Here is a 21,319-nt window from a genome sequence, read left to right on the forward strand (position 1 = left end):
CTTCTTCACTCTTTCACGAAATCAATCGTGCTTCTAACGGTATCAATAGGGCGTACTAACTTCTCAATTTGCTCACGTTTAGGTTCTAAGAATGGTGGCAATGAAAGCTTTTCTCCAACCGTTTCGTATTCCTCGTCTCCCATAAATCCAGGTCCATCTGTCGCAAGCTCAAACAGGATTTGTGGAGCAACACGTGTATACAGCGACTCGAAGAAATGACGATCCACATAACCTGAAGTACGGAATCCAAAGTCTTCAAAATGCTTAGTCCACTCATCCAGCATCGCACGGTCTTCTACTCGGAAAGCCGCATGGTGAACCGTACCAAAGCCTTGACGCGAATTCGGTAAGTCCTCGTTATGCTCAACAATAATTTGCGCCCCGTTTCCGCCTTCGCCGACTTCAAACAAATGATAAGCCTCTTCCTGTCCGATTTCTTTAAACAGCATGACTCTTTCCAACATTTCTTTAAAATAGCTGAAGTCAGCTATACGTACAAAGATCGGTCCCAAACCAGTGATCGCAAACTCTAAAGGAATCGGTCCTTTTTGCCATGGTGTACCTGATGCGACCCCTTCATTAAATTCATCGGAGATAAGTTGATATTGTTGATCATCAAAATCTACGAAGGATAAAGTCTTTTTGCCAAACTGCTCTTTAATTCCGGTATGCTTCACATCCAGGCGATCAAAACGTTTAACCCAGTAGTCTAATGCAGCATCAGTTGGTACCCGGAAGGATGTCTTGGCGATCTCATTGGTTCCGTGAACACCTTTAGGAATGTTAGGGAAGTCAAAGAACGTCATATCCGTTCCGGCACTGCCCTTATCATCTGCAAAAAATAAGTGATACGTTTGAATATCGTCTTGATTGACGGTTTTCTTCACTAGACGCATTCCCAATACGTAAGTAAAAAACTCGTAGTTTTTCTCTGCGCTGCTTGTGATGGCTGTTACGTGGTGAATCCCTTTTAAATTTCTCATGATTATACACTCCTAAAGTTTAGTTTGATTTTGTAATATAATTCCCTAGTTTAAGAAAGATTAATTGAATTATCTTAATGTTAAGATATCCACCAAAAAAAATATCTTTCCAACATTCGTTTACATGTATCTCACAAATTATCTTTACATTAATTATCTTTAACTTAAGATAAATTTAACACACTCCTTTGTTGTTGTCAACAAAACACTATAAAAGATAACAGCCTTGTTCAGTATGTGAAGAATAATGAACAAGGCTGTGAAAAAATCTATGTTTGTCTTACACACGCATAACGAAGAACAGCTTCTTCTAAAATATCAATCCCCATAATGATATCATCCAAGTCTGTATATTCATTGGGATGATGACTAAGTCCATCTACAGAAGGAACAAAGATAAGCCCTACTGGGCAAAGTTTGTTCATGTTCATGGCATCATGCCCTGCCCCACTAATCATCCGTTGACTCGATATCCCTTTCTCTTCACAAATGGATTCTAGAACCTGACTGATCTCATCAGATAATAGGACGGGTTCCTCCGAAATAATTTCCGTACTCTCAATTACAAGTTGTCTATTTTCTTGTACTAAGGATATTGTTTGATACAAATGGTCTAACACACGGTGCCTGGATGCCACTGAAGTAGATCTGATATCAATTTTAATTTCTACCTCTCCCGGAACCACGTTCATAGCGCCATTCAAGATATCTATCACCCCTAGCGTTGCAACCGTTCCAAATTCTTGTTCGAGTTTGGCTGCTTTCTCAAGCTCAAGTGCTATTTCTGAGGCACCCAGAAAAGCATCTTTTCTCATATTCATAGGTGTCGTTCCAGAGTGGGATGCCTTCCCTGATATTTGAATATGAAGCCTCACGGGTGCAGCAATTCCAGTCACAATTCCAATTCTTTTATTATTGTTTATTAAGACAGGACCTTGCTCAATATGTAATTCAAAAAACGCTTTTAATTCTTCATTCTCTCTACTCGCCTGATCAATACTGTTATAATCCAGTGCACATAGCGAAAATGCCTTTTCCATGGTAATACCGTCTTTGTCCTTCAAAGATCTATATTTCTCCTTCTGAAATAACCCTGACATTATTTTGCTGCCTACTGTAGAAATACCAAAACGCGAGGATTCTTCACAGGCAAATGAGATAATTTCGATCGGATGATCCGTTTCAATCCCTTTTTCGTTTAGACGTTTGATCACTTCCAAAGCAGCCGTTACACCTACTACCCCATCGTACTTCCCACCTTGATATACCGTATCCAAGTGAGAGCCCATTACAACGGGTGGGAGCCCTTCTATCTTCCCATTCCTTCTAGCAATCACATTCCCGCAATGATCCATCCGGATATCTAAATTTTCAGCCTTACACATCCGCATAAAAGCACTCGTACATGTCTGCTCTTCATTTGTATAGGCAATTCTAGTGATGCCCTTCTCACCCGAGTTATATTGATTAATATTATCAAATAAAGCCTGATATCTTCTCTTTCTATCCATGACAGTATCTCCAATCCTGGGTATTCATGATTATGGTTTCATCAAAATTCGTGAATGATATACAATAGAGGTAGTGCTAGTCTTTAAAAATTACTTACTTGATGAGGTGTAATGGATAGCTATGAAGAAGACCATTATTTTTAAAGAAAATGACTCATTTACAATTAAAGCTGATTTTCATGAAACAAACCGTCCCCAAGCCCCTGCTATTGTGTACATTCACGGAGGCGGCCTACTTTGGGGTGATCGAGAAGATCTATCCGAGGAAATGATACAACTTTACACCAAGAATGGCTTTGCGCTATTTTCAATTGATTATAGATTAGCCCCTAGGTCAACCCTATCTGACATCCTTGAAGATGTCCAAGATAGCCTACTTTGGTTAGAAAAGGAAGGACCAAAACAATTCTCCATTGACCCCTCGAGGATTGCTGTAGTGGGAAGCTCAGCAGGTGGTTTCCTTGCACTAAGCACAGGAATGTTTACACATAAGCCACGTGCGATTGTCTCCTTCTATGGATATGGCGATATTAGCGCTCCATGGGCACTCGAACCAAGTAAATTCTATTGTGAAAAGGATATCGTCTCCATGGAGATTGCAAAAGGTACAGTGTCCGATCAAATCATTACGAGCGCAAGCGTTGACGAGCGTTTTCTTCTCTATTTATATGCAAGACAATCCGGTCGTTGGATCGAAGAAGTGACGGGCTTGAATCCTTCTCTACATAAGGAAGAACTCCTCAAATTCTGTCCTATTCATCATGTAACTAAGGAATTCCCCCCTACATTGTTACTGCACGGAACGAACGATGTAGATGTACCGTATGAACAATCGGTATTCATGAGAGCTGCGCTAGTGAAAGAAGGAGTACCGGCAAAGCTTATTACTATTCCAAACGGAGAGCATGTATTTGAAAAAGATTTCGATAACCCTGTTGTGCAAAAAGCTCTTCATCAGGTGATTGATTTCCTTCAGCTTCATCTTGCTGAGTAGGTCTGTAGAAGAACAGGAAAATCCGGCACTAAAATAGTGCCGGAAAATATAGGAGACCGCATGAATTATTTCTTGTTTAATTCGTGGAAATGCGTCCATAAATGATCGCAATCTTCTCTAGCTTCCACTTTAATCATATTAACAACACTCTCATCATGCCCCACAAAATATTCGCGAAGGTGAATGTCAGAGAAGCCATGCTCTTTCGCATCATCTCTTGTGCTGCAATAATGAACTTCCTTAACACCTGACCAAATAATAGCGCCCATACACATCGGACACGGTTCACAGGTGGCATAAATTACACAATCCGATAAGTCCATCGTGTCTAGCTTTTTGCAAGCTTCTCGGATAGCTACCATTTCCGCATGTGCAGAAGGATCCGTATCTCTCATCATCGTATTGCTAACCGCTGCAATTACTTCATCGCCTCGAACAATCGTTGCACCAAACGGGCCCCCAAATTTCTTATTCATACCCTCGATCGTTGCATCTACCGCCAATTTCATGTAATCCATTTCACAATTCCTCCTCTAGTTTAATTGGGATGATTTTAGTGTTTTGCTAAAGATGGTGTATAGAACAAACGAAACAATTAAACCACTAAAGAAAGCAAAATCATTCATCCTAACTAGGAAGGGGATACCCTTAAGAAATGCACCTGACATAGGAAGGATGAAGCTGACTGCTAGAACAGCCATCGCAACAGGATTGTAACCATTCTTATATTCACCGTTGCTGCCTGCTGGGACATAGATATTATCAAGATTTAATACTCTTTTCCGATGAATAAAGAAGCTTGAAAGCATAATACCCGCAATTGGACCAAAGATGGATCCAATAAAGCTATAGAAGTAAAATAATGTCGTCGTGCTTTCTACAAGCTTCCAAGGCAAAATCAAAGTTCCCACAATGGCTGTTAAGACCCCTGCAGTCTTTACAGTGAATTTTTTCGGGAAAAGAGATGACATTTGCAAGCCAGCTGGCAATAAGTTGGCAAACACTACGAAGGCGATTGCTCCTACGTTTAGCGCTAGAATCAATACAACAACAGCGAAAGTGTTTTCAATTTTATCAATGGCATGAACGATATTGAAAATCGGCTCACCAAACGCAATTTCAGTACCCGCAATTAAAGCCACACAAGTGATGGCAAAAAGAATATAAGACAAGATAAACCCTACTGGCAATCCAATCATAGCCGCTTTTGGTGATTTCGCACGATGTGTGAAGTCCGACATATTCACAACAGGACCCGCCCAGTTAGATACCAATGCACTCACGCAAGCAATAAAGACTAATGGACTTGAGCTTGGGTTCGCTGGTACATACTCTAAAATCGGTCCAAACCCTCCAGCAATCTTGATCGCCCAAACAGCAGCACCAATAATAAACACATACACTACTGGGGAAGACCAGTTACCGAACTTACCTAATGTTTTCATTCCACCTAAGAACAACAGAACCGTTGCTGTCCAAAGAATCGCATAGGAGATCATTGTCGGGAATGCTAACCCGAATAGTGTGAAGCCACCGCCTAAATCCATATAATTCGGAATAAATCTAGCAAATATAACATTTAATGATTCTGCACCAACAACGGTAGTGGTTCCAAAGAATACTAATCCGGCAACAAGTCCTCGTATCAATGCCGGTATAATTGCTCCTTTTACCCCAAATGAATCACGAAGCAACATCGCGAATGGCAGCCCATATTTGGAGGCAGAATATCCGTTTAAAGCATAAAATGCGGAGACAATAATGGCCGAGAGCATAACGGCAAAGAGCACCTGTGTTGTATCCAATCCTAAGACGAAGAAGCCTGCAACTGTCATATACGACATAATATTATGAACAGCACCCATCCAAAGGGTTATATAGTTGGACATTCCCCAGTCTCTTTGCTCAGGCTTTTTAGGCAGTAACTCCTCACCGTAACCGTATGATTTGTACCTATCATAATTTCGTTCCAACTTTGCTTGATCCATATCTACACTTCCCCTCGCTTAAATTACTTCACGATATGAGTGCCTGCCTGTTCATTGATCGCATCTTTTAAGCTTTCCGGATTCGTAATAATAACTCGCGTTCCGCTGTTCTCTAAGAAGCTTAAACTCGCCTCGATTTTAGGCAGCATACTTCCTGCTGGGAAGTGATTTTCTAGTACATATTGTTTAGTCTCATCAACCGTCATTTTGGAAAGCTCTTTTTGATTCGGCTTACCATAGTTGATGCATACTCTAGACACTCCCGTTGTAATAATTAAGGTCTCCGCATGAATCTGTTCTGCTAAAAGACTCGTAGCAAAATCCTTATCGATGACTGCATCAACACCTTTGTACGTGTTATCATCAGACTTCACGACTGCGATACCTCCACCGCCTGCAGCGACAACGACAAAGCCCCCATCGATTAATGATTTAATCGCGTCTTTCTCCACAATATCTATAGGTCTTGGGGATGGAACTACTCTACGGTATCCTCTGCCAGAGTCTTCTACAAAGCTCCATTCCGGATGTTCTCTTTTCATTTCTTCCGCTTGCTCTTTGGAAAAGAAGGATCCTACTGGTTTCGTCGGATTCTTGAAATTAGGGTCTTCTGAGCTTACTTCGACTTGTGTAATCACCGTAGCCACATTCTTGTGGATCCCTCTAACTGCAAATTCATTAATTAAAGCTTGTTGAATTAAATAACCGATTCCACCTTGTGTATCGGCTCCACAATTCACTAGTGGAATAGGAGACATGCCAGCAATTTCATGTGCAATCTCAGATCTTCTTAGCCCAAATCCTACCTGTGGTCCATTACCGTGTGTAACGACGACATTGTAGCCCTCTTGCACCATATCAACAATATTAACGACAACTTCTTTTACTGCTTCAGATTGGTCATGAATCGAATCCAGGCCATTTTCCTTGACCAATGAGTTTCCGCCAATAGCAACGATCACAGTTTCTTTCATCTGATGCCTCCTATGTTGCAATTCTTATGCTCTAACCGAGTAATTCAAGAGATTGCTTTTTGTGTGAGTGATATAACGGATTCGTTGGATCATTCTTAATTGCGTTCTCGATAGCCTCAATGGCCTCTTTATGCTTACCAAGCGATCTTAGACTGTTCGCCTTATGGAAGGAGAAGTCATATCTATTCGGCTGAAGCGCTAGCAGCTTATCCATCTCGATAACTGCTTCTTGGTGTCGCCCAAGTTCTCTTAAATAATTGGATTTGTGGTAGCGATAGAACGTTTCATTAGGTGCCAGCTCACAGGCTTTATCATATTCCTGAAGAGCTTCCTCCGGTTTTTTCCACAGTCTCAAACAATTCGCTGTGTAGAAATAAAACTCTAAATTAGCTGAATCAATAGAGATAGCGCTTTCATAGCATCGAAGTGCCTCTTCATATCTCTTTAGTTCTTGCAAGAAATACCCTTTATAATAGATGAAATCCAGGTTGTCAGCATCCACTTCTAGCGCTCTATTGATGATGGATATAGCTTCTTCATATTGATCGTTGTTAGCGAGAGCCTTTGCCTGCTTCACATATTCGTTATTTTCTTGGAAGCTTTGTTCTAGAATCTTCACGACTTTATGCTGACCGTTCTCTTCGGCACGTTGTAGGGATGAGAGCCCATCTCGATCAGGCAAATGCACATCTGCTCCTGCATGAACAAGCGCTTTAATAATGTCAGAATATAGTCGTCCGCCATTCCCCAATATGACTGCTTCAAGTAGGGCTGACCAGCCTAAGTCGTTGACATGATTCACTGGAACCCCAGCATCAATACACACCTCTACTGTTTTTAAATAGCCCTTTTCGCTCGATGGTAACAGCGCTGTTCCTCCAAATCGATTCACGCTCTTCAAATCAGCTCCACCAGCAATCATGAGACGCAGGATTTCATAAAAGCCATTTGCTGCTGAGCAAATAAACGGTGAGAGTTGTGTAATATCTCTAGTGTTCACGTCACTTCCTGCTTCTATTAACCTTTTAGCAATCGCGATTTGATTGTTTTGGGTTGCCGCCATTAATGCTGTTCGCCCTGCAGCATCTTTATAATCAACATTGGCACCTTCGCCTAATAGTTTCTCAACAGAAGCCAGCTCTCCCTGTTCACTCGCCTCAATAAGTTTTATATTTAAGGATAGACTATCCAAAATTGTTCACTCCTTCACAACCTAGCACGGGATGTTCGTCTAGTTCGAAATAAGAATGGTGGGCTAAGCAAGTTAGCCCTCTTCTTATTTTATATTTTCACTTAATGCAAGTAATGCTTGTTCAAATGCTTCGATTGGAGGGTTAACGATACCTGCACCAATCATTCCAATCCCCGCATCTTTATGTGCAATGGCTGTATTGATAATCGGCATAATTCCTGTTTGGATGACTTTTTGAATATCAATACCTGTTGGAATCCCTATAAAGTCAAGCATTGGAATCGTTACATTAGGATTTTCAGTGGTTGTGATTTCTGCCATTTTTGTGGTGTAGCTGATTGCATCATCAACGGTACCCCCCACAAGCGAAACAATAGCGGGTGCAGTTGCCATAGCAAATCCGCCAATTCCATAGGTCTCTGTGATCGCACTGTCTCCTATATCAAGACCAGAATCTTCCGGTTTGTAACCGGCAAACATAGGACCAATTACTTGTTGTGCAGGACCTGTAAACCACACGTTTCCAGCTATTCCGCTCACACGAATACCGAATTCCACTCCGTTACGAGCCATCGTGGTAACAATTGTACTGTTCTCAATGCCATGCGCAGCATCAAGGGCACATTTACAAAGCGCCATCCATGTCGGACCCGAGAAATAGTCGCTGCTGCTAACGAATTCAAACACTTCTTTTTTCTGTTCAACAGTGAAATCGGTTTGGATAATATAAGGCGTTAGTGCTTGAATGAGCAGGGTTGTTCCAGCTACATTTCGGTTATGACACTCGTCCCCCATATGAAGGGCTTGTGAGAGCATTAGGCGCAAGTCAATCCCATTTGGATTAAGTTTCATCGCATCTCTTAAAATAGGACCCAATACATCTCGCATCCAAATCAAACGCTGGATAACACTCTCGTCATTGGCACCCATACGAAGGATTTTGGACATTTGTTCACTTAAATTTGTATAGGCAATATTTCCATAAGTTTTATTCTCAACAATATGCATAAACATGGAAGCCGATGTTACACCAGCCATGGAACCAACACAGTTATGTTCATGACATGGCGAGAAAATAATCTCTCCTGACGCGGCTAGTGCAGCTGCTTCGTCAATATTTGGGGCAAGTCCTTCAAATACAATGGCTCCTGTTACCGCACCTTTCATCGGACCATTCATTCGTTCCCAAGTGATTGGCGGGCCAGCATGTAAAATCGTATTTTTCGTCATACCAGGAACCACATTGATCGCTTGGTCAAAGCCAATCAGTACCGGTTGCGAGTTAATAATTCGCTCAACAGCCTCTTTGTTAGCAGCTTCAATCTTATCTGTAATACTTGGGTCTTCAAGCTTATCCAGCGCAGCAATTAATTCTGGATTCCCTCTGCCTGGCGGCGTCCACTCCAAGTGAGTTACATTCGCGTTTTGTTTTAACAAATCATCTCTAAAGTTCGCAATGCCTACATTTATGACATTTAGTTTATTCGTAAAAAGTTCATTGATTTTACTCATGACTATTCTCCTTTCACAACGAATTCTCTTGCTAGTAGACCTGCGTTCTGACTGCTGCTTGCATGTGTAGCACCAGAAGCTAACAATTTATTAATTTGACCTTCAATATTTTGACTATCTAGCTCGGTTCCAAGAATGTATCCAATAATCTCTAGATGTCTTCCTTCATCTTCAGCGGCTTGCTTCGCTTCGATAATCGCTGGAAGCATTGCGCCCACAGGATCTTCGTGCGCTCCGAAGCCTAGAACAAAGTCCATCACAATAACACCGACAGAAGGATCTTTTGCTTCTTGAATAAATCTTTCAATCCGAGTGGATGGATCTATCATTGGATGTGGTTTACCTTGTGTAAATTGGTCGTCTCCGAAGTCAATAAAGGTATGATCTTGGCTTACTCTAACATCTTTTAAGCGATATTCAGGATCTCTCTGAATGTTACTGTAGACATTATCGAATTTCTCCATAGCAATGTGCATCGCTTCATCACAGAGCGTACCGCCACTGAATAGTCCACGGATATATTTTTGCTGAGGATTTAACTTCGCACGCACTTCTTCAATAAGCGGAAGATTTAACGCACGTTTGTTAAGCTTCGATTCGTCTGCTCCAGCTAAAAGTACCGCTTTAAGTGCCGCTTCTTTTGACATTTTTGCAAAATGACCGCCAGCTTGGGTAACCTTTTCTTCATTCCCACCCACAAACCAAACCACGACTGGTTTCTTACATTGTTTAATTTGTGCAAGTACTTTCTCTTCTACACTTGGTGCTGGTGGTTTAGATACGAGAACAATAACCTTTGTTGCATCGTCCTCTTCTAACGCTTTAATTCCGGCCAGCATCATAATGCCGCCAACCTCTTCACTTAGATCTCTACCGCCTGTACCTATCAACTGTGTGATTCCACCGCCAAATTCATGAATACGAACCGTTACCTCTTGGCTACCTGTTCCTGATGCGCCAACGATCCCTATATTGCCTTTTCTCACGGCATTCGCAAAGCACAAAGCGACATTACCAATAATCGCAGTTCCACAGTCTGGCCCCATCATTAGCAAGCCTTTTTCTTGGGCTAAAGTCTTTAATTCAATTTCATCTTCAATACTTACATTGTCGCTAAACAGCATGACGTGAAGATTATTTTCAAGAGCTTTTCTTGCTTCTCTAGGAGCGTAGCTCCCATTTACGGCAATAATCGCTAAGTTAGCTTCAGGAGTACCGTTTACAGCTGAGGTAATGGTTGAGTATTTAACCTCACTCTTTCCTTTAGAGGAATCTTTCTTTTTCGTTAACAAATCATTGATGCTATCGAAAGCACCCTCACATAGTTCTTCAGAGGCAGCCTTCACAATAATCACTAAATCACTTGTTTTGGCACTTTCTACTTCAGGTGTCATCAAGCCCACATTTCTAATGATCTCTTTATTCATTTCAGTACCCATTGCAATAATGGCTTGTTCTACGATTTCGATCTGATTCGCTTTTGTTGAGAGTGACATCAAAGATACGGAATCGATATACGTGTTTGGTTTTACTAAAACTTGAACAGTCATACTTTTACCTCCCATTTACATGTTCATTTCCAGCCCTGCAACAATTCCTAGAGCTATATCAGTACCCGAAGTGGACCCTATAGCCAGTACCCTATCTAAAGCCAATAGCAATTCCTCTTCGCTACCTCTAAATAAAGCTTCCATTAAGTCACTTATAGACTCTCTTACCTGGCCACCTGCTGCTTTAGCTAATGCCATATAGCTGATATCATTGGTTAAAGCCTTCGCATGTAAGACGACTTCTTCACAAAACGATTGGTGTGAAAAGTATTGATGATTCTCGATGCCCATGACGGTAAACAATCCCACCAAGAAATCATCACCGGCTGGCGTTAAGCCTGGTCCAAGGCCTATGAGCGAAGTTGCATGTGTGATTGCAGTAGAGATTCGCTTGTTTTGCAATTCCGATACAAGTAACTGCGTCCGTTCATGAAGCATTCTAGACATTTCATCGTCAAAAGGATTGCCGCTCTTGAAAGCCCTTTCAATTCTGCTGTTATTTCCGTGAAGTTTGATATATTGCTTCATGGTGGATACATTCATTATTAAGACATCAGCTTCTGAAGGATATTTAGGCAGTTTACAATTCCATCTCTTAACACCATTCATTGTGATAGACATCTTATTAGCAATTGATAAAACGGAATGATCTGAACTTACAATGTCATTCACCCTGATATCTGCTTCTTCAAAGTGTTCTAAGTCAATAATAAGTGTATTAGGAGCATTATCGATTCCCTTACACGCAATAGTATACAAATCTCCACGATCCAAACATTGAATATTGATTGTGCGATTAAACGTGCTATGAACAAAACCATGAAACTTATGATGAATGATTCGTTGAATAAAATCTCCATCACCGGATTTCGCAAATCTCACTAGAGTCACCTCTGTTTTAATTCCTTATATTTTCAAAAAGGTGATTGACCTCCTTTTCACTTCAACAGATGGATGAATGCATTGAATAATATAATTTGGTTACATCGTACAAAGGTAACGACGAGCGTAACTACCTTACGCACTTAATATATAATATACTGGTAGGGATCGTCATCGTTTAAGCGAACCAAAAAGAGTGCATCCTATTTGTGCATGTTATACAAGCGAATGTGTTAAAAGTGTGTCTGAGGAGCGTGCCAAAAATTGCTAACTGTTAAAGACTTAATGAAGATCAAGGCTATAGAGGGAATAAAAATTGTTGCTGGAGAACAAGGCATTGATAAATCCATATCCATCGTTAACATTATTGAGAATCCTGACGCCTTTGACTGGCTTTCACCTAACGAACTACTCTTATCAACAGGCTATATCTTTAAAAATAATGCAGAACTACAAAATCGAATTATTAAGGAACTTGCGGAGCTGAACTGTTCAGGATTGGTTGTAAAAATGAAACGGTACTTTGACAAGCTTCCTCAGAACATGATTGATGAAGCCAATAAGTATGGGTTGCCCCTTTTAGAACTGCCCTTTGAATACACACTCTCTAACATGATCTCGATCATTAATGAGAAGGTTTCCGGAAGATATGATTTGCTCAATAGAAAGACTTTAGATATACATAACTTGTTCTTCAAAATCACCCTCGAAGGCGGTGGTATTGCCAAAATAACTTCCATGTTATCCGAAACGATTAGTAATCCTATTATTGTCGTAGACAAGGATTGGCGATTATTGCATCACACTGAACATGCGAAGAACAACAGTCCTCTTGAGTATTATCTTGATTTTTCAAATCGACAGCCTGTTTTTAATAAAGCGTTCATCGATACTATTCCTACCAATCTAAATGAAATGAAAAAGTCTATTAAGAGGACCTATCATTCAGAAGGTGCAGAAATAAAATGTCGAGTGATTCCTGTCGCTGCTTCTAACTATATTTATGGCTATATTGTGATTTGGCAGACAGTGCAAGAGCTATCAGAATTTGATTACATTATTTTGCAGCAAGCCTCCACCATCATGGCACTCGAGCTGATCAAAGCAAAGGAAATTAGCGAACTTGAAATAAGAATTAAGCAGGACTCCATTGATGATTTACTTTCGGGGAAAATATCATCCCATGAAGCGCTGCAAACCTTATGTTATTTACATGGATTAAATCCGGGCTATATGTATTACAGTATGGTGATAAATATTGAAATGAATGAAGCAGACAAGTTTGAAGATATGATTATCGGAAAGTATAAAATGGAGTCCATTGCAAAAAAATGTGTGGACATCATTTATGACTTGTCACATAAAGCGATTGGAGAAATAAAGTGCTTTTATAGAAATAATAGAGTCATCATTCTAGTAGGGCAAAATGAAGAAAGACCTCCTGTTTCTATTAGTGATGCCAAGTTATATGCAAATGAACTGCTTGAGGTCCTTGTTCAAAGAACGAAGGAAACACTCTTAATAGGCATTGGTCAGCAATACAGCACAATCAGCTCGCTGCATAATAGCTTTTCTGAGGCGAACGAAATGATTAAATTGATGCAACAAAAAAACCTTCAAAACAAGGTCTCACATTTCGAAGATTATTCGGTTTACCATCTGTTGGAAGCAAATATCAAGGTCGTTGCCTTAGAAGAATTTTTTCGGAAGTGTCTAGGTAAAATCTATGATCATGATCAATTACATGGTACAAGCTACATGTTAACTTTAGAAAATTACTTTATTAACAATCTGAATGTCACCGAAACTTCAAAGGCTATGTTTTTACACAGAAACACACTTATCTATCGCATTGAGAAAATAAAGGAAATCCTAAATCTGGACTTAAAGCATTCAGAAGAATTACTACGAATTCAAATAGCGCTAAAGATATTTAGTATTTTAAATAAAACGATTTAAAAAAACTCCCCATACAGCAGCAGGGTTCATTATTACACCTGTCTACTACATGGGGAGTCTTTTTATACATACTTATCTCGGCCAGACAACATTCCAAACGTTGTAACTACTCCAGAGATAACGATCAGTGTGATCAGTGGAATCGTCCACACTTGGGTCATATCGTATAAATAACCGATCAATATAGGTCCTATGGCTGCAAGCATATATCCCGTGGATTGAGCCATTCCAGATAATTCTGCAGCTTGATTTCCGTTTCGGGCACGAATTCCGATATAACTTAGCGCCAATGGGAAATTCCCTCCCAAAGCGATACCAATTAAGATAATACTTAGGATCATTATGGGGTAAGATGAGCCCATCCATAGGCCACCATAACCAACAATGGAGCACATGCCTAATGCGAATGCAATCCATACTTGAGAGCGTAGTCGTCCTGCAAGAATAGGAACAAGAAAACTAACAGGTACGCCAACAATTTGTGTGAAGGATAATAACCAGCCTGCTGTACCCCTACTTATGCCATAGTTATATAAGATTTCAGGCAACCAAGACATCGTTATATAAAATAATGAAGACTGAAATCCCATGAATAGCGCTATTTTCCAAGCGAGTGGTGAACGCCAGATTTGCTTAGCACTGATCCTTACACTTTTTACTGCATTATCTTTGGCTGGATTTAATCTAATTAGAAGGACCCATACCACGATCGCTATGATTGTCGGAATTCCCCATACGATTAAGGCTCCGTCCCACCCAAGCTTTAGACCATGGGCTAGAGGAATACTAATACCTGATGCTAACGATGCGAACAATCCCATTGAAGTGGAATAGATACTTGTCATTAGACCGAACTTTTGTGGGAATTTCTCCTTCACAACTACCGGCAATAGAACATTTCCGATGGCTATCCCTACTCCAATCAATAGCGTACCAACGAAAATAAAGAGTGTCATTGAAATGGAACGAATGCAAATTCCGACCAAAAGAATAACCAAACCTAACAATAGCGTCTTCTCGTTGGATAAACGAGCAGCGATTCTAGGAACGAGAGACGACATAACAGCGAAGGAAATCAAAGGTATACTCATTAATAAACCTGCACTCCAGTGTGCAAGCCCCACATCTTCTTGAATAATGCCCACTAATGGACCTACCGATGTAATCGCAGGGCGTAAATTAAAGGCTACCAGAACAATCCCCGAAATGAGTAAAATGATATATAACGAATTCTTGTTGTCTTGTGTCTGTGGTGAATGCAAAAACTAAATCTCCCCTCAACTAATCAAATGCCAAATGATCTTCAGAATGTAGCATTAGTTATAACATATAAGAAAGTAGTTTAAAAGTATAAAAACAAACAGCGCGCACCGATTGAGTACCGGCACGCGCTGAATTTCTAAGCTAGATAAAGAGAAATATTTAATTGTTTGATTTTCTCAATCCACTCTTCTGATAAACCTCTATCGGTTACAATCGCATCAAAATCATTTAACGAAGCAAAGTAAGTGGATTTAACCATATCAAACTTAGAGGAATCAATCACTAAAATTTTCTCAAGGGCACAATTAATTGCCGCATTCTTTGTGTCCACTTCACAACTGTTCGTGCAAGTAATGCCTAATTTAGCATTAACTCCAGCAGCAGAAATAAATGCTTTTGTTGTTCGTGTTCTACTTATTAAATCCAACCCTTCTCTGCTTTCAAACATTTGAAGTTCTGGACGGTAATGACCACCAATAAGAATAAAATCCTTAAATCCTTTTTTATGAATCTCAATTAATGCGTTCATAGTGCAGCAAACAATTTCTACAGAATGATTTGACGGAATATGTTCGATGATTTGAGCGGTTGTTGTCCCAATATCAATAAAAATAATATCGTTAGGCTCGATTAGTGAAGCTGCTAACTTACCTATATTATATTTTTCTGATGCTCGATTATTTTTTTGAGTTGTCAAATCATATTCATCTTGTTTATTCTCATTTGGGTCAGAACCATTATAAATAACCGCACCTGAAACAACTTGAACGATTTTATTTTCTTTTAGATATTTAATATCTCGGCGAACAGTCATTTCTGTGACATCAAGTTGATGTGAAAGTTCTTTGATGGATGCGCCACTTTTATTTTTTAGGATTGATACAATTGTATTTACTCTCTCTTGCTTATCCATACCGGTTCATCCTAACTACTAATAATAAAGTATAATTATCAGAATTATACCATATCTAATACCCCAATACTTCCTGCCCTTTTACAATTTTAACTATGGCACTAGTTCCTAAACGGTCTGCGCCCAAATCGATAAATGCTTTAGCATCATCCAAAGAGCGAATGCCTCCAGCTGCTTTAATCTTCACATTCTGACCTATGTTCTGTGCAAACAGGCTGACATCCTCTTTAGTTGCTCCAGCTTTTGAAAATCCAGTGGATGTTTTGATATAATCAGCACCAGCTTTTGTAACAAGCTCACATACTTTCACTTTTTCCTCTTGGGTGAGCAAACAGGTTTCAACAATAACCTTTAATACTCTACTTCCACATGCATTTTTAATGGCACGTATTTCGTCGCAAACTTCCTCATAACGTCCACTTTTTAAGAAGCCCACATTGATTACCATATCAATTTCCGATGCTCCATTTGTAATTGCATCTGTTGCTTCAAATACTTTAACGGCTTGTGTACTATAACCATTCGGAAATCCGATAACTGTACATATTGCTATTTTGCCCTCTACATAATTTGCAGCTTCTCTAACATAAGCACTTGGGATGCAAACACTGGCCGTCTGGTATTTCATCGCATCATCACATAAATTCTTTATATCATCCCATGTAGCAGTAACATCAAGGAGGGTATGATCTACTTTTCCTAATATATCTTTAACGTCCATTCTGTTCACTTCTCCCTTAATAATTAATTATAAAACATTTGAAATGTTAATATTCTAACAATTGTTATTGCACTACATGTAACTAGTTTTTCCATAGCCATTGAAGGTGAAGAACCGAGCTCTGGGTGCGTGCAACTGCAACTAATAAGTGCTCCTAATATGTATCGGTATAAGTTGCAATTCCTCTGCTTCCGCTACAAATCAGGTTTTCCCCCAATAACTCACAGGAACAACTACTGTTCTGAATCACACTCCTCCTTCTAATAACTCCAGGATATTTCATTTGTTACATTACCAATATATATTGTTATATTAATAACATATGTTTGAATTATAACACAATTATGAATATAGTCAATTATAGTAAAGTTGAAGCCCTTATTCGTGTCATACACCAATACATAGGCAGGAGCATAGACTTTAGGTATCTGTTAATTAGAGGTATCTAAGGAGGTTAATAAGTGGGATATTTTTACTTCAGAAATCCGTACTATGTGTGCCCAGGTCGTAGTTTCCCCCCATTCCAACCAATGACTCCAGGTGGCATGCAATCAGGCGGACCCATGCCCATATATTCTGGAAGCGGCACCCAACAACCAGGAATGCAGACGCATTCTAGTGGTGGCCCAATATTTGCATATCTAACCATCACTGATATTCAACCTTTCCTCGGAAAATGGGGGATTTTCACCTTAAGTAATGGTCAAAAGGTTGTAGCCTATGTCAATACAGTTAATGCTGATTCAATTAGTGTGCTATTTGCAGATGGCAAAAGTGCTGTCATTGACGTAAAAATGATATCCATGGCTGAAGGGCCGTTTCCCACAATGCCAGCTACTCCTGGTAGTGAATCTGGCGGGGGACCTGGTAGTGGTTCCGGTAGTGGCTCTGGTAGCGGCCCTGGTAACTGCACTTGGAAAGAAATCCCCGGCCTTGGTTGGATTTGCATATAATAACTCACGATCCGTCTATGGAATTTTTCCTTCCGACGGATTTTTTGTGTTGTTTTACTAGATTACTAGTTGATATACGAAAAGGCCGCCGGATGATTTCCGACGACCTCTATAACTTCTCTTCAGGTTAAGTTATGATGCTGAGCAATAACCCCTTCTTGAGTTTGCTGATCCAACTTATAACATATCAAAGCAATCACACATGCTGATATCGCCAGGATGGAAGCAGCTATAGGAAGGGAGATTAATCCTCCATGCTGGGCAACCACTCCACCAATTGCGGATCCTCCTGCGATTCCCAGGTTAGACGCTACTGGATTCAACGATGCAGCTAGGTCCTTCGATCTTGGTGAATACTGCTTGGCCAAATCTATCAAATAGAGCTGGGCTGGTGCGCTAACAATACTCGACATTATGGCTAGCATCATTAGTACGATCATTCCTAGAATCGAGATCGATGCGGTCAAACTAAAGATGATATAGACCACAGCTTGGATAAGAAATACGAATCTAAGCTTACTTACCGCATTTCCGGTTGCAACCTTGCCTCCAATCCAGTTGCTGACAATCGTGGCAATCCCGTATACAAACAGTACGCCACTAACCGAGCTCTTAGGAATATTCATCACTTGCTCCAGCAATGGTGTAATGTACGTGTACATCACAAACACCGCTCCCACTGCCGTAACTGGAATGAGAAACGCGAGAATAATGCGTCCATTCGTGAGCAGTTCGATCTGATCCTTAAGTGAGCTAGGTACAGGCTTCGGTAGTTTGCGTGGAATATAGGCATAATTTAGCGCGATGGCAATTCCGGCTAATACCCCATTTAGTACAAATGCTGCAGGCCAGTTGAAATACTGCCCTACAAAAGTGCCGATCGGTACACCAAATACATTCGCAACAGCGAAACCGCTCAAAATTGTAGCGATCGCTTTGCCTCTTTTCTCCGGGTCCACCGCTTCATTCGCTACCGTAATGGCTACAGAAAGAACAAAACCACATAGTACGGCAGTAACTATTCTAGTCACTAGCAGCATACTGTAGGTTCCAGTTATAGCACTCCACAAATTCAGCAGCAGAATCAATACAAGCGATACAAGAATCGTAATCCGTTTCGGGATACGGCTGAACAAAGACATCATAATGGGTGTGCCAATGGCATAAGCGATCGCGAAACCAGATACCAAGCCCCCGGCTGTCGCTAACGTTACTCCGAGGCTCGAGGATATTTCCGAGAGTAAACCAACGATAATATACTCCGTCGTACCCAGAATAAACGCCATAAAAGTAAACGAGAAAATCAATGCGTTCTGTCGTGATGTTGTCATCGTGCTCTCCATCCTATTTATCTCTATTTTCATAAGAACATACCTACTCATAATACTCATTTAGACTATATTGAGCAATCCTATTTTTCATAAAAAAAGAAGCTTCCCTTAAGTTCAATGAACTCATGAGAAGCTTCTAGTTTAGGCCGGAGGCAAAATAATTAAGGTAATGACTTGTTCTTCGGAATAAGATCTGGCTGTTCCGGGTCCATCCGCATCTGCTTTGAACTTAATGAGGTAGGTCCCAGGGGCCGGCATCTTTTTATTTTCAAGTTGAAACGCGATATCCGAAACACCTCTGTTGCTTCCTGTGAAAGTCAGCGTATGCCCATCATTGCTAATTTGATCACTCGTAAGATTTAACCACCCACTAATGTTATAGTAGTCATTTGTGGTAAAGGTCATGCCTTCTATCGTTACCTGAACTTCAGCATTCGTAAAGGTTTCTCCGGAAAAAAAGTCAAAGCGAATGGTCCGTTGCGTAGAACCAGTTACCAGCTGTTTTGTTTTTGAAATACCTCCGTCAAAGCCATATATGGAGCTAGTAACCGTAGGTGTGATCAGAACACCATTAATAAGCTCAATCGTAACGGCATGTGCAGCGTCCTTCGCCGATTCATTATTGGCTGAATCCTTAGCGGTGATCACGAAATGATACGTTCCTGCGTTCAGATCACCAATATTGGCCGCACTCACAGATCCGTCTGCTTCACTGGTGCCTAATGCGATGGCTGTTCCTAATTCATCGGCATCTACTTCACCGTTCTCATTCGCATCCGTCCACAGGTAGGCTTGTACTGCTGCTCCTTGCTCGCCGATTGCTCCCGCTAACCCGCGAAGCTGATCTTGTGTCCCGTTATAGTTATCGATCGCCTCGAACTTGGCTGAGTCCACTACCGGTGCAGTCGTATCCGGAACTTCGTTCTTGCTCAAGGTCACCGTAACGGTATGTGCACCATCCTTCGCCGATTCATTATTTGATGAATCCTTAGCGGTAATCACAAAACGATACGTTCCTGCGTTCAGATCACCAATATTGGCCGCACTCACAGATCCGTCTGATTCGCTAGTGCCTAATGCGATGGCTGTTCCTAATTCATCGGCATCTACTTCACCGTTCTCATTCGCATCCGTCCACAGGTAGGCTTGTACTGCTGCTCCTTGCTCGCCGATTGCTCCCGCTAACCCGCGAAGCTGATCATGTGTCCCGTTATAGTTATCGATCGCCTCGAACTTGGCTGCGTCCACTACCGGTGCAGTCGTATCCGGAACTTCGTTCTTGCCCAAGGTCACCGTAACGGCATGTGCACCATCCTTCGCCGATTCATTATTTGATGAATCCTTAGCGGTAATCACAAAACGATACGTTCCTGCGTTCAGATCACCAATATTGGCCGCACTCACAGATCCGTCTGATTCGCTGGTGCCTAATGCGATGGCTGTTCCTAATTCATCGGCATCTACTTCACCGTTCTCATTCGCATCCGTCCACAGGTAGGCTTGTACTGCTGCTCCTTGCTCGCCAATGGCTCCCGCTAAACCGCGAAGCTGATCTTGAGTCCCGTTGTAGTTATCGATCGCCTCGAACTTGGTGCTATCAACCATAGGTGCATTGATATCTGAATTGCTGCTATGCCCACTTTGTGAAGAGGAGGACCCTCCAACAACAGGAGTAGGTACTGTTACCACTTCTTTACCCGGCTGAGGAGTTGGTGTGGAGCTTGGCTGCTCAGTATTCCCGTTCTCCTTAAACTTCAAAAACTTGGAGGCTACTAGAGCTACAGCCTGACGATCTACTTTGGCATCAGGATTAAAAAAATTATTATATCCAGTAATCAATCCATATTCTACAGCGGCAGCTATAAAATCTTTGGAATAATCAGCAATTTGGCTACTATCAGCAAATTGCAAAGTTCCAGCTTTACCCGTAGGATTGACCCCCAATGCTCTCACGAACATGACGACCATATCCTGACGTGATAAATTTTGCCCCGTACCGAAAAGATTACTGCCTGTACCCTTGATCAATCTGGCTTTGACAGCTGCCTCTACATAGCTGTATGCGTAGTTGCTTGCGGGAACGTCCAGAAAGGTTGGCAGCGCAGGAGGGTTCGAAACATCCAGCTTCAATGTTTTTGCTAAAATAATTGCAAAATCCTGCCGTGTAATATTCGACGTAGGATAGAACTTACTCTCTTCAACACCGGTCACTATCCCCTGATCGAATAGCTCAACAATCGCTTTCTTTGCATATGAGCCATCAATATCAATAAAGGAAGCGGCAGCCGATCCTTTGGTCGGCATAAGGATAGGGCTTGATAATACAGCAGCAGCCAATATAGAGCTTATCCATTGCTTTTTGTTCACTTGCTTGTCCCCCTGTTCATTGGATGCGTTATGTCGTTTGTCTACAGGATTATAACAAGGATCAATAAACAGATTATAAACAAATAAGCCATGGCCTTATATGCTGGTGGATACTACCACCACAAACATAGCTGTCGCTCACATCATTGATTCTGTGCATCAAACGAAAAAAAATGATAATATGTATGTTGGGTAAAAGGTCTTTGCTATAACTTATATGTTTTTA

General features: G+C 41.0%; 17 protein-coding genes. 3 read left to right on the top strand and 14 right to left on the bottom strand.

Features of this window, described 5'->3' with window-relative positions:
* Window positions 1-5 precede the first annotated feature (5 nt).
* Entirely contained in the window at window positions 6-983 is a 978-nt protein-coding gene (locus ACFWMP_RS09425; protein WP_042185334.1) for a ring-cleaving dioxygenase, read from the bottom strand.
* A gap of 269 nt (window positions 984-1,252) precedes the next feature.
* Window positions 1,253-2,494 carry a Zn-dependent hydrolase gene (locus ACFWMP_RS09430; protein WP_379423234.1) on the bottom strand — a complete coding sequence of 414 codons (1,242 nt, stop codon included), beginning with the start codon at window positions 2,492-2,494 and terminating at the stop codon, window positions 1,253-1,255.
* Between the two features lie 121 nt (window positions 2,495-2,615).
* Here ACFWMP_RS09430 and ACFWMP_RS09435 point away from each other — a divergent pair, with 121 nt between their 5' ends.
* Window positions 2,616-3,488, top strand: coding sequence for an alpha/beta hydrolase (locus ACFWMP_RS09435; protein WP_379423236.1), 873 nt, complete (start codon window positions 2,616-2,618; stop codon window positions 3,486-3,488).
* A 65-nt stretch (window positions 3,489-3,553) separates the two neighbouring features.
* On the opposite strand, the gene ACFWMP_RS09440 is transcribed toward ACFWMP_RS09435, so the two are convergent.
* The 7 genes from ACFWMP_RS09440 to ACFWMP_RS09470 all read right to left on the bottom strand — a co-directional run bounded on the left by ACFWMP_RS09440 (window position 3,554) and on the right by ACFWMP_RS09470 (window position 11,586).
* Window positions 3,554-4,006: a nucleoside deaminase gene (locus ACFWMP_RS09440; RefSeq protein WP_042124600.1), complete on the bottom strand. Its 453-nt coding sequence runs from the start codon at window positions 4,004-4,006 to the stop codon at window positions 3,554-3,556.
* Between the two features lie 15 nt (window positions 4,007-4,021).
* The gene (locus ACFWMP_RS09445; RefSeq protein WP_379423238.1) at window positions 4,022-5,476 is read right to left on the bottom strand and encodes a cytosine permease; all 1,455 of its coding nucleotides are present in this window, start codon (window positions 5,474-5,476) and stop codon (window positions 4,022-4,024) included.
* Between the two features lie 23 nt (window positions 5,477-5,499).
* Complete coding sequence (gene arcC / locus ACFWMP_RS09450) at window positions 5,500-6,450, bottom strand: carbamate kinase (RefSeq protein ID WP_339269123.1); 951 nt, start codon at window positions 6,448-6,450, stop codon at window positions 5,500-5,502.
* Between the two features lie 31 nt (window positions 6,451-6,481).
* Entirely contained in the window at window positions 6,482-7,642 is a 1,161-nt protein-coding gene (locus tag ACFWMP_RS09455) for an ankyrin repeat domain-containing protein (RefSeq protein ID WP_379423241.1), read from the bottom strand.
* Between the two features lie 84 nt (window positions 7,643-7,726).
* The gene (locus tag ACFWMP_RS09460; protein ID WP_379423243.1) at window positions 7,727-9,154 is read right to left on the bottom strand and encodes a YlbE family protein; all 1,428 of its coding nucleotides are present in this window, start codon (window positions 9,152-9,154) and stop codon (window positions 7,727-7,729) included.
* A gap of 2 nt (window positions 9,155-9,156) precedes the next feature.
* Entirely contained in the window at window positions 9,157-10,704 is a 1,548-nt protein-coding gene (fdrA, locus tag ACFWMP_RS09465) for an acyl-CoA synthetase FdrA (RefSeq protein WP_379423245.1), read from the bottom strand.
* Window positions 10,705-10,719: 15 nt separating this feature from the next.
* The gene (locus ACFWMP_RS09470) at window positions 10,720-11,586 is read right to left on the bottom strand and encodes an oxamate carbamoyltransferase subunit AllH family protein (RefSeq protein WP_339269115.1); all 867 of its coding nucleotides are present in this window, start codon (window positions 11,584-11,586) and stop codon (window positions 10,720-10,722) included.
* Window positions 11,587-11,850: 264 nt separating this feature from the next.
* Here ACFWMP_RS09470 and ACFWMP_RS09475 point away from each other — a divergent pair, with 264 nt between their 5' ends.
* Window positions 11,851-13,545, top strand: a complete 1,695-nt coding sequence (locus ACFWMP_RS09475) for a PucR family transcriptional regulator (protein WP_339269113.1) — start codon at window positions 11,851-11,853, stop codon at window positions 13,543-13,545.
* Window positions 13,546-13,607: 62 nt separating this feature from the next.
* On the opposite strand, the gene ACFWMP_RS09480 is transcribed toward ACFWMP_RS09475, so the two are convergent.
* The 3 genes from ACFWMP_RS09480 to deoC all read right to left on the bottom strand — a co-directional run bounded on the left by ACFWMP_RS09480 (window position 13,608) and on the right by deoC (window position 16,442).
* Window positions 13,608-14,807 carry a CynX/NimT family MFS transporter gene (locus tag ACFWMP_RS09480; RefSeq protein ID WP_379423248.1) on the bottom strand — a complete coding sequence of 400 codons (1,200 nt, stop codon included), beginning with the start codon at window positions 14,805-14,807 and terminating at the stop codon, window positions 13,608-13,610.
* A 137-nt stretch (window positions 14,808-14,944) separates the two neighbouring features.
* On the bottom strand, window positions 14,945-15,721 hold the full coding sequence (locus ACFWMP_RS09485) for a DeoR/GlpR family DNA-binding transcription regulator (protein ID WP_042185310.1): 777 nt from the start codon (window positions 15,719-15,721) through the stop codon (window positions 14,945-14,947).
* Between the two features lie 55 nt (window positions 15,722-15,776).
* A complete protein-coding gene (deoC, locus tag ACFWMP_RS09490; protein ID WP_076283948.1) occupies window positions 15,777-16,442 on the bottom strand; it encodes a deoxyribose-phosphate aldolase in 666 nt (221 codons plus the stop codon).
* A 545-nt stretch (window positions 16,443-16,987) separates the two neighbouring features.
* Here deoC and ACFWMP_RS09495 point away from each other — a divergent pair.
* Window positions 16,988-17,395 carry a hypothetical protein gene (locus tag ACFWMP_RS09495; protein WP_379423251.1) on the top strand — a complete coding sequence of 136 codons (408 nt, stop codon included), beginning with the start codon at window positions 16,988-16,990 and terminating at the stop codon, window positions 17,393-17,395.
* A gap of 122 nt (window positions 17,396-17,517) precedes the next feature.
* Here the strand turns inward: ACFWMP_RS09495 and ACFWMP_RS09500 are convergent, their stop codons facing one another.
* Entirely contained in the window at window positions 17,518-18,726 is a 1,209-nt protein-coding gene (locus ACFWMP_RS09500) for an MFS transporter (RefSeq protein ID WP_379423253.1), read from the bottom strand.
* A 141-nt stretch (window positions 18,727-18,867) separates the two neighbouring features.
* The gene (locus ACFWMP_RS09505; RefSeq protein WP_339245408.1) at window positions 18,868-21,093 is read right to left on the bottom strand and encodes an S-layer homology domain-containing protein; all 2,226 of its coding nucleotides are present in this window, start codon (window positions 21,091-21,093) and stop codon (window positions 18,868-18,870) included.
* Window positions 21,094-21,319 lie beyond the last annotated feature (226 nt).

It is taken from the genome of Paenibacillus sp. NPDC058367 (assembly GCF_042723305.1).
Classification (GTDB): Bacteria; Bacillota; Bacilli; order Paenibacillales; family Paenibacillaceae; genus Paenibacillus_AQ.

Coding starts and splice junctions, on each gene's coding strand:
- ACFWMP_RS09425 (WP_042185334.1), bottom strand. CDS start 983: ATGAGAAATTTAAAAGGGATTCACCACGTAACAGCCATCACAAGCAGC.
- ACFWMP_RS09430 (WP_379423234.1), bottom strand. CDS start 2,494: ATGGATAGAAAGAGAAGATATCAGGCTTTATTTGATAATATTAATCAA.
- ACFWMP_RS09435 (WP_379423236.1), top strand. CDS start 2,616: ATGAAGAAGACCATTATTTTTAAAGAAAATGACTCATTTACAATTAAA.
- ACFWMP_RS09440 (WP_042124600.1), bottom strand. CDS start 4,006: ATGGATTACATGAAATTGGCGGTAGATGCAACGATCGAGGGTATGAAT.
- ACFWMP_RS09445 (WP_379423238.1), bottom strand. CDS start 5,476: ATGGATCAAGCAAAGTTGGAACGAAATTATGATAGGTACAAATCATAC.
- arcC (WP_339269123.1), bottom strand. CDS start 6,450: ATGAAAGAAACTGTGATCGTTGCTATTGGCGGAAACTCATTGGTCAAG.
- ACFWMP_RS09460 (WP_379423243.1), bottom strand. CDS start 9,154: ATGAGTAAAATCAATGAACTTTTTACGAATAAACTAAATGTCATAAAT.
- fdrA (WP_379423245.1), bottom strand. CDS start 10,704: ATGACTGTTCAAGTTTTAGTAAAACCAAACACGTATATCGATTCCGTA.
- ACFWMP_RS09485 (WP_042185310.1), bottom strand. CDS start 15,721: ATGGATAAGCAAGAGAGAGTAAATACAATTGTATCAATCCTAAAAAAT.
- deoC (WP_076283948.1), bottom strand. CDS start 16,442: ATGGACGTTAAAGATATATTAGGAAAAGTAGATCATACCCTCCTTGAT.
- ACFWMP_RS09495 (WP_379423251.1), top strand. CDS start 16,988: ATGCAATCAGGCGGACCCATGCCCATATATTCTGGAAGCGGCACCCAA.
- ACFWMP_RS09500 (WP_379423253.1), bottom strand. CDS start 18,726: ATGACAACATCACGACAGAACGCATTGATTTTCTCGTTTACTTTTATG.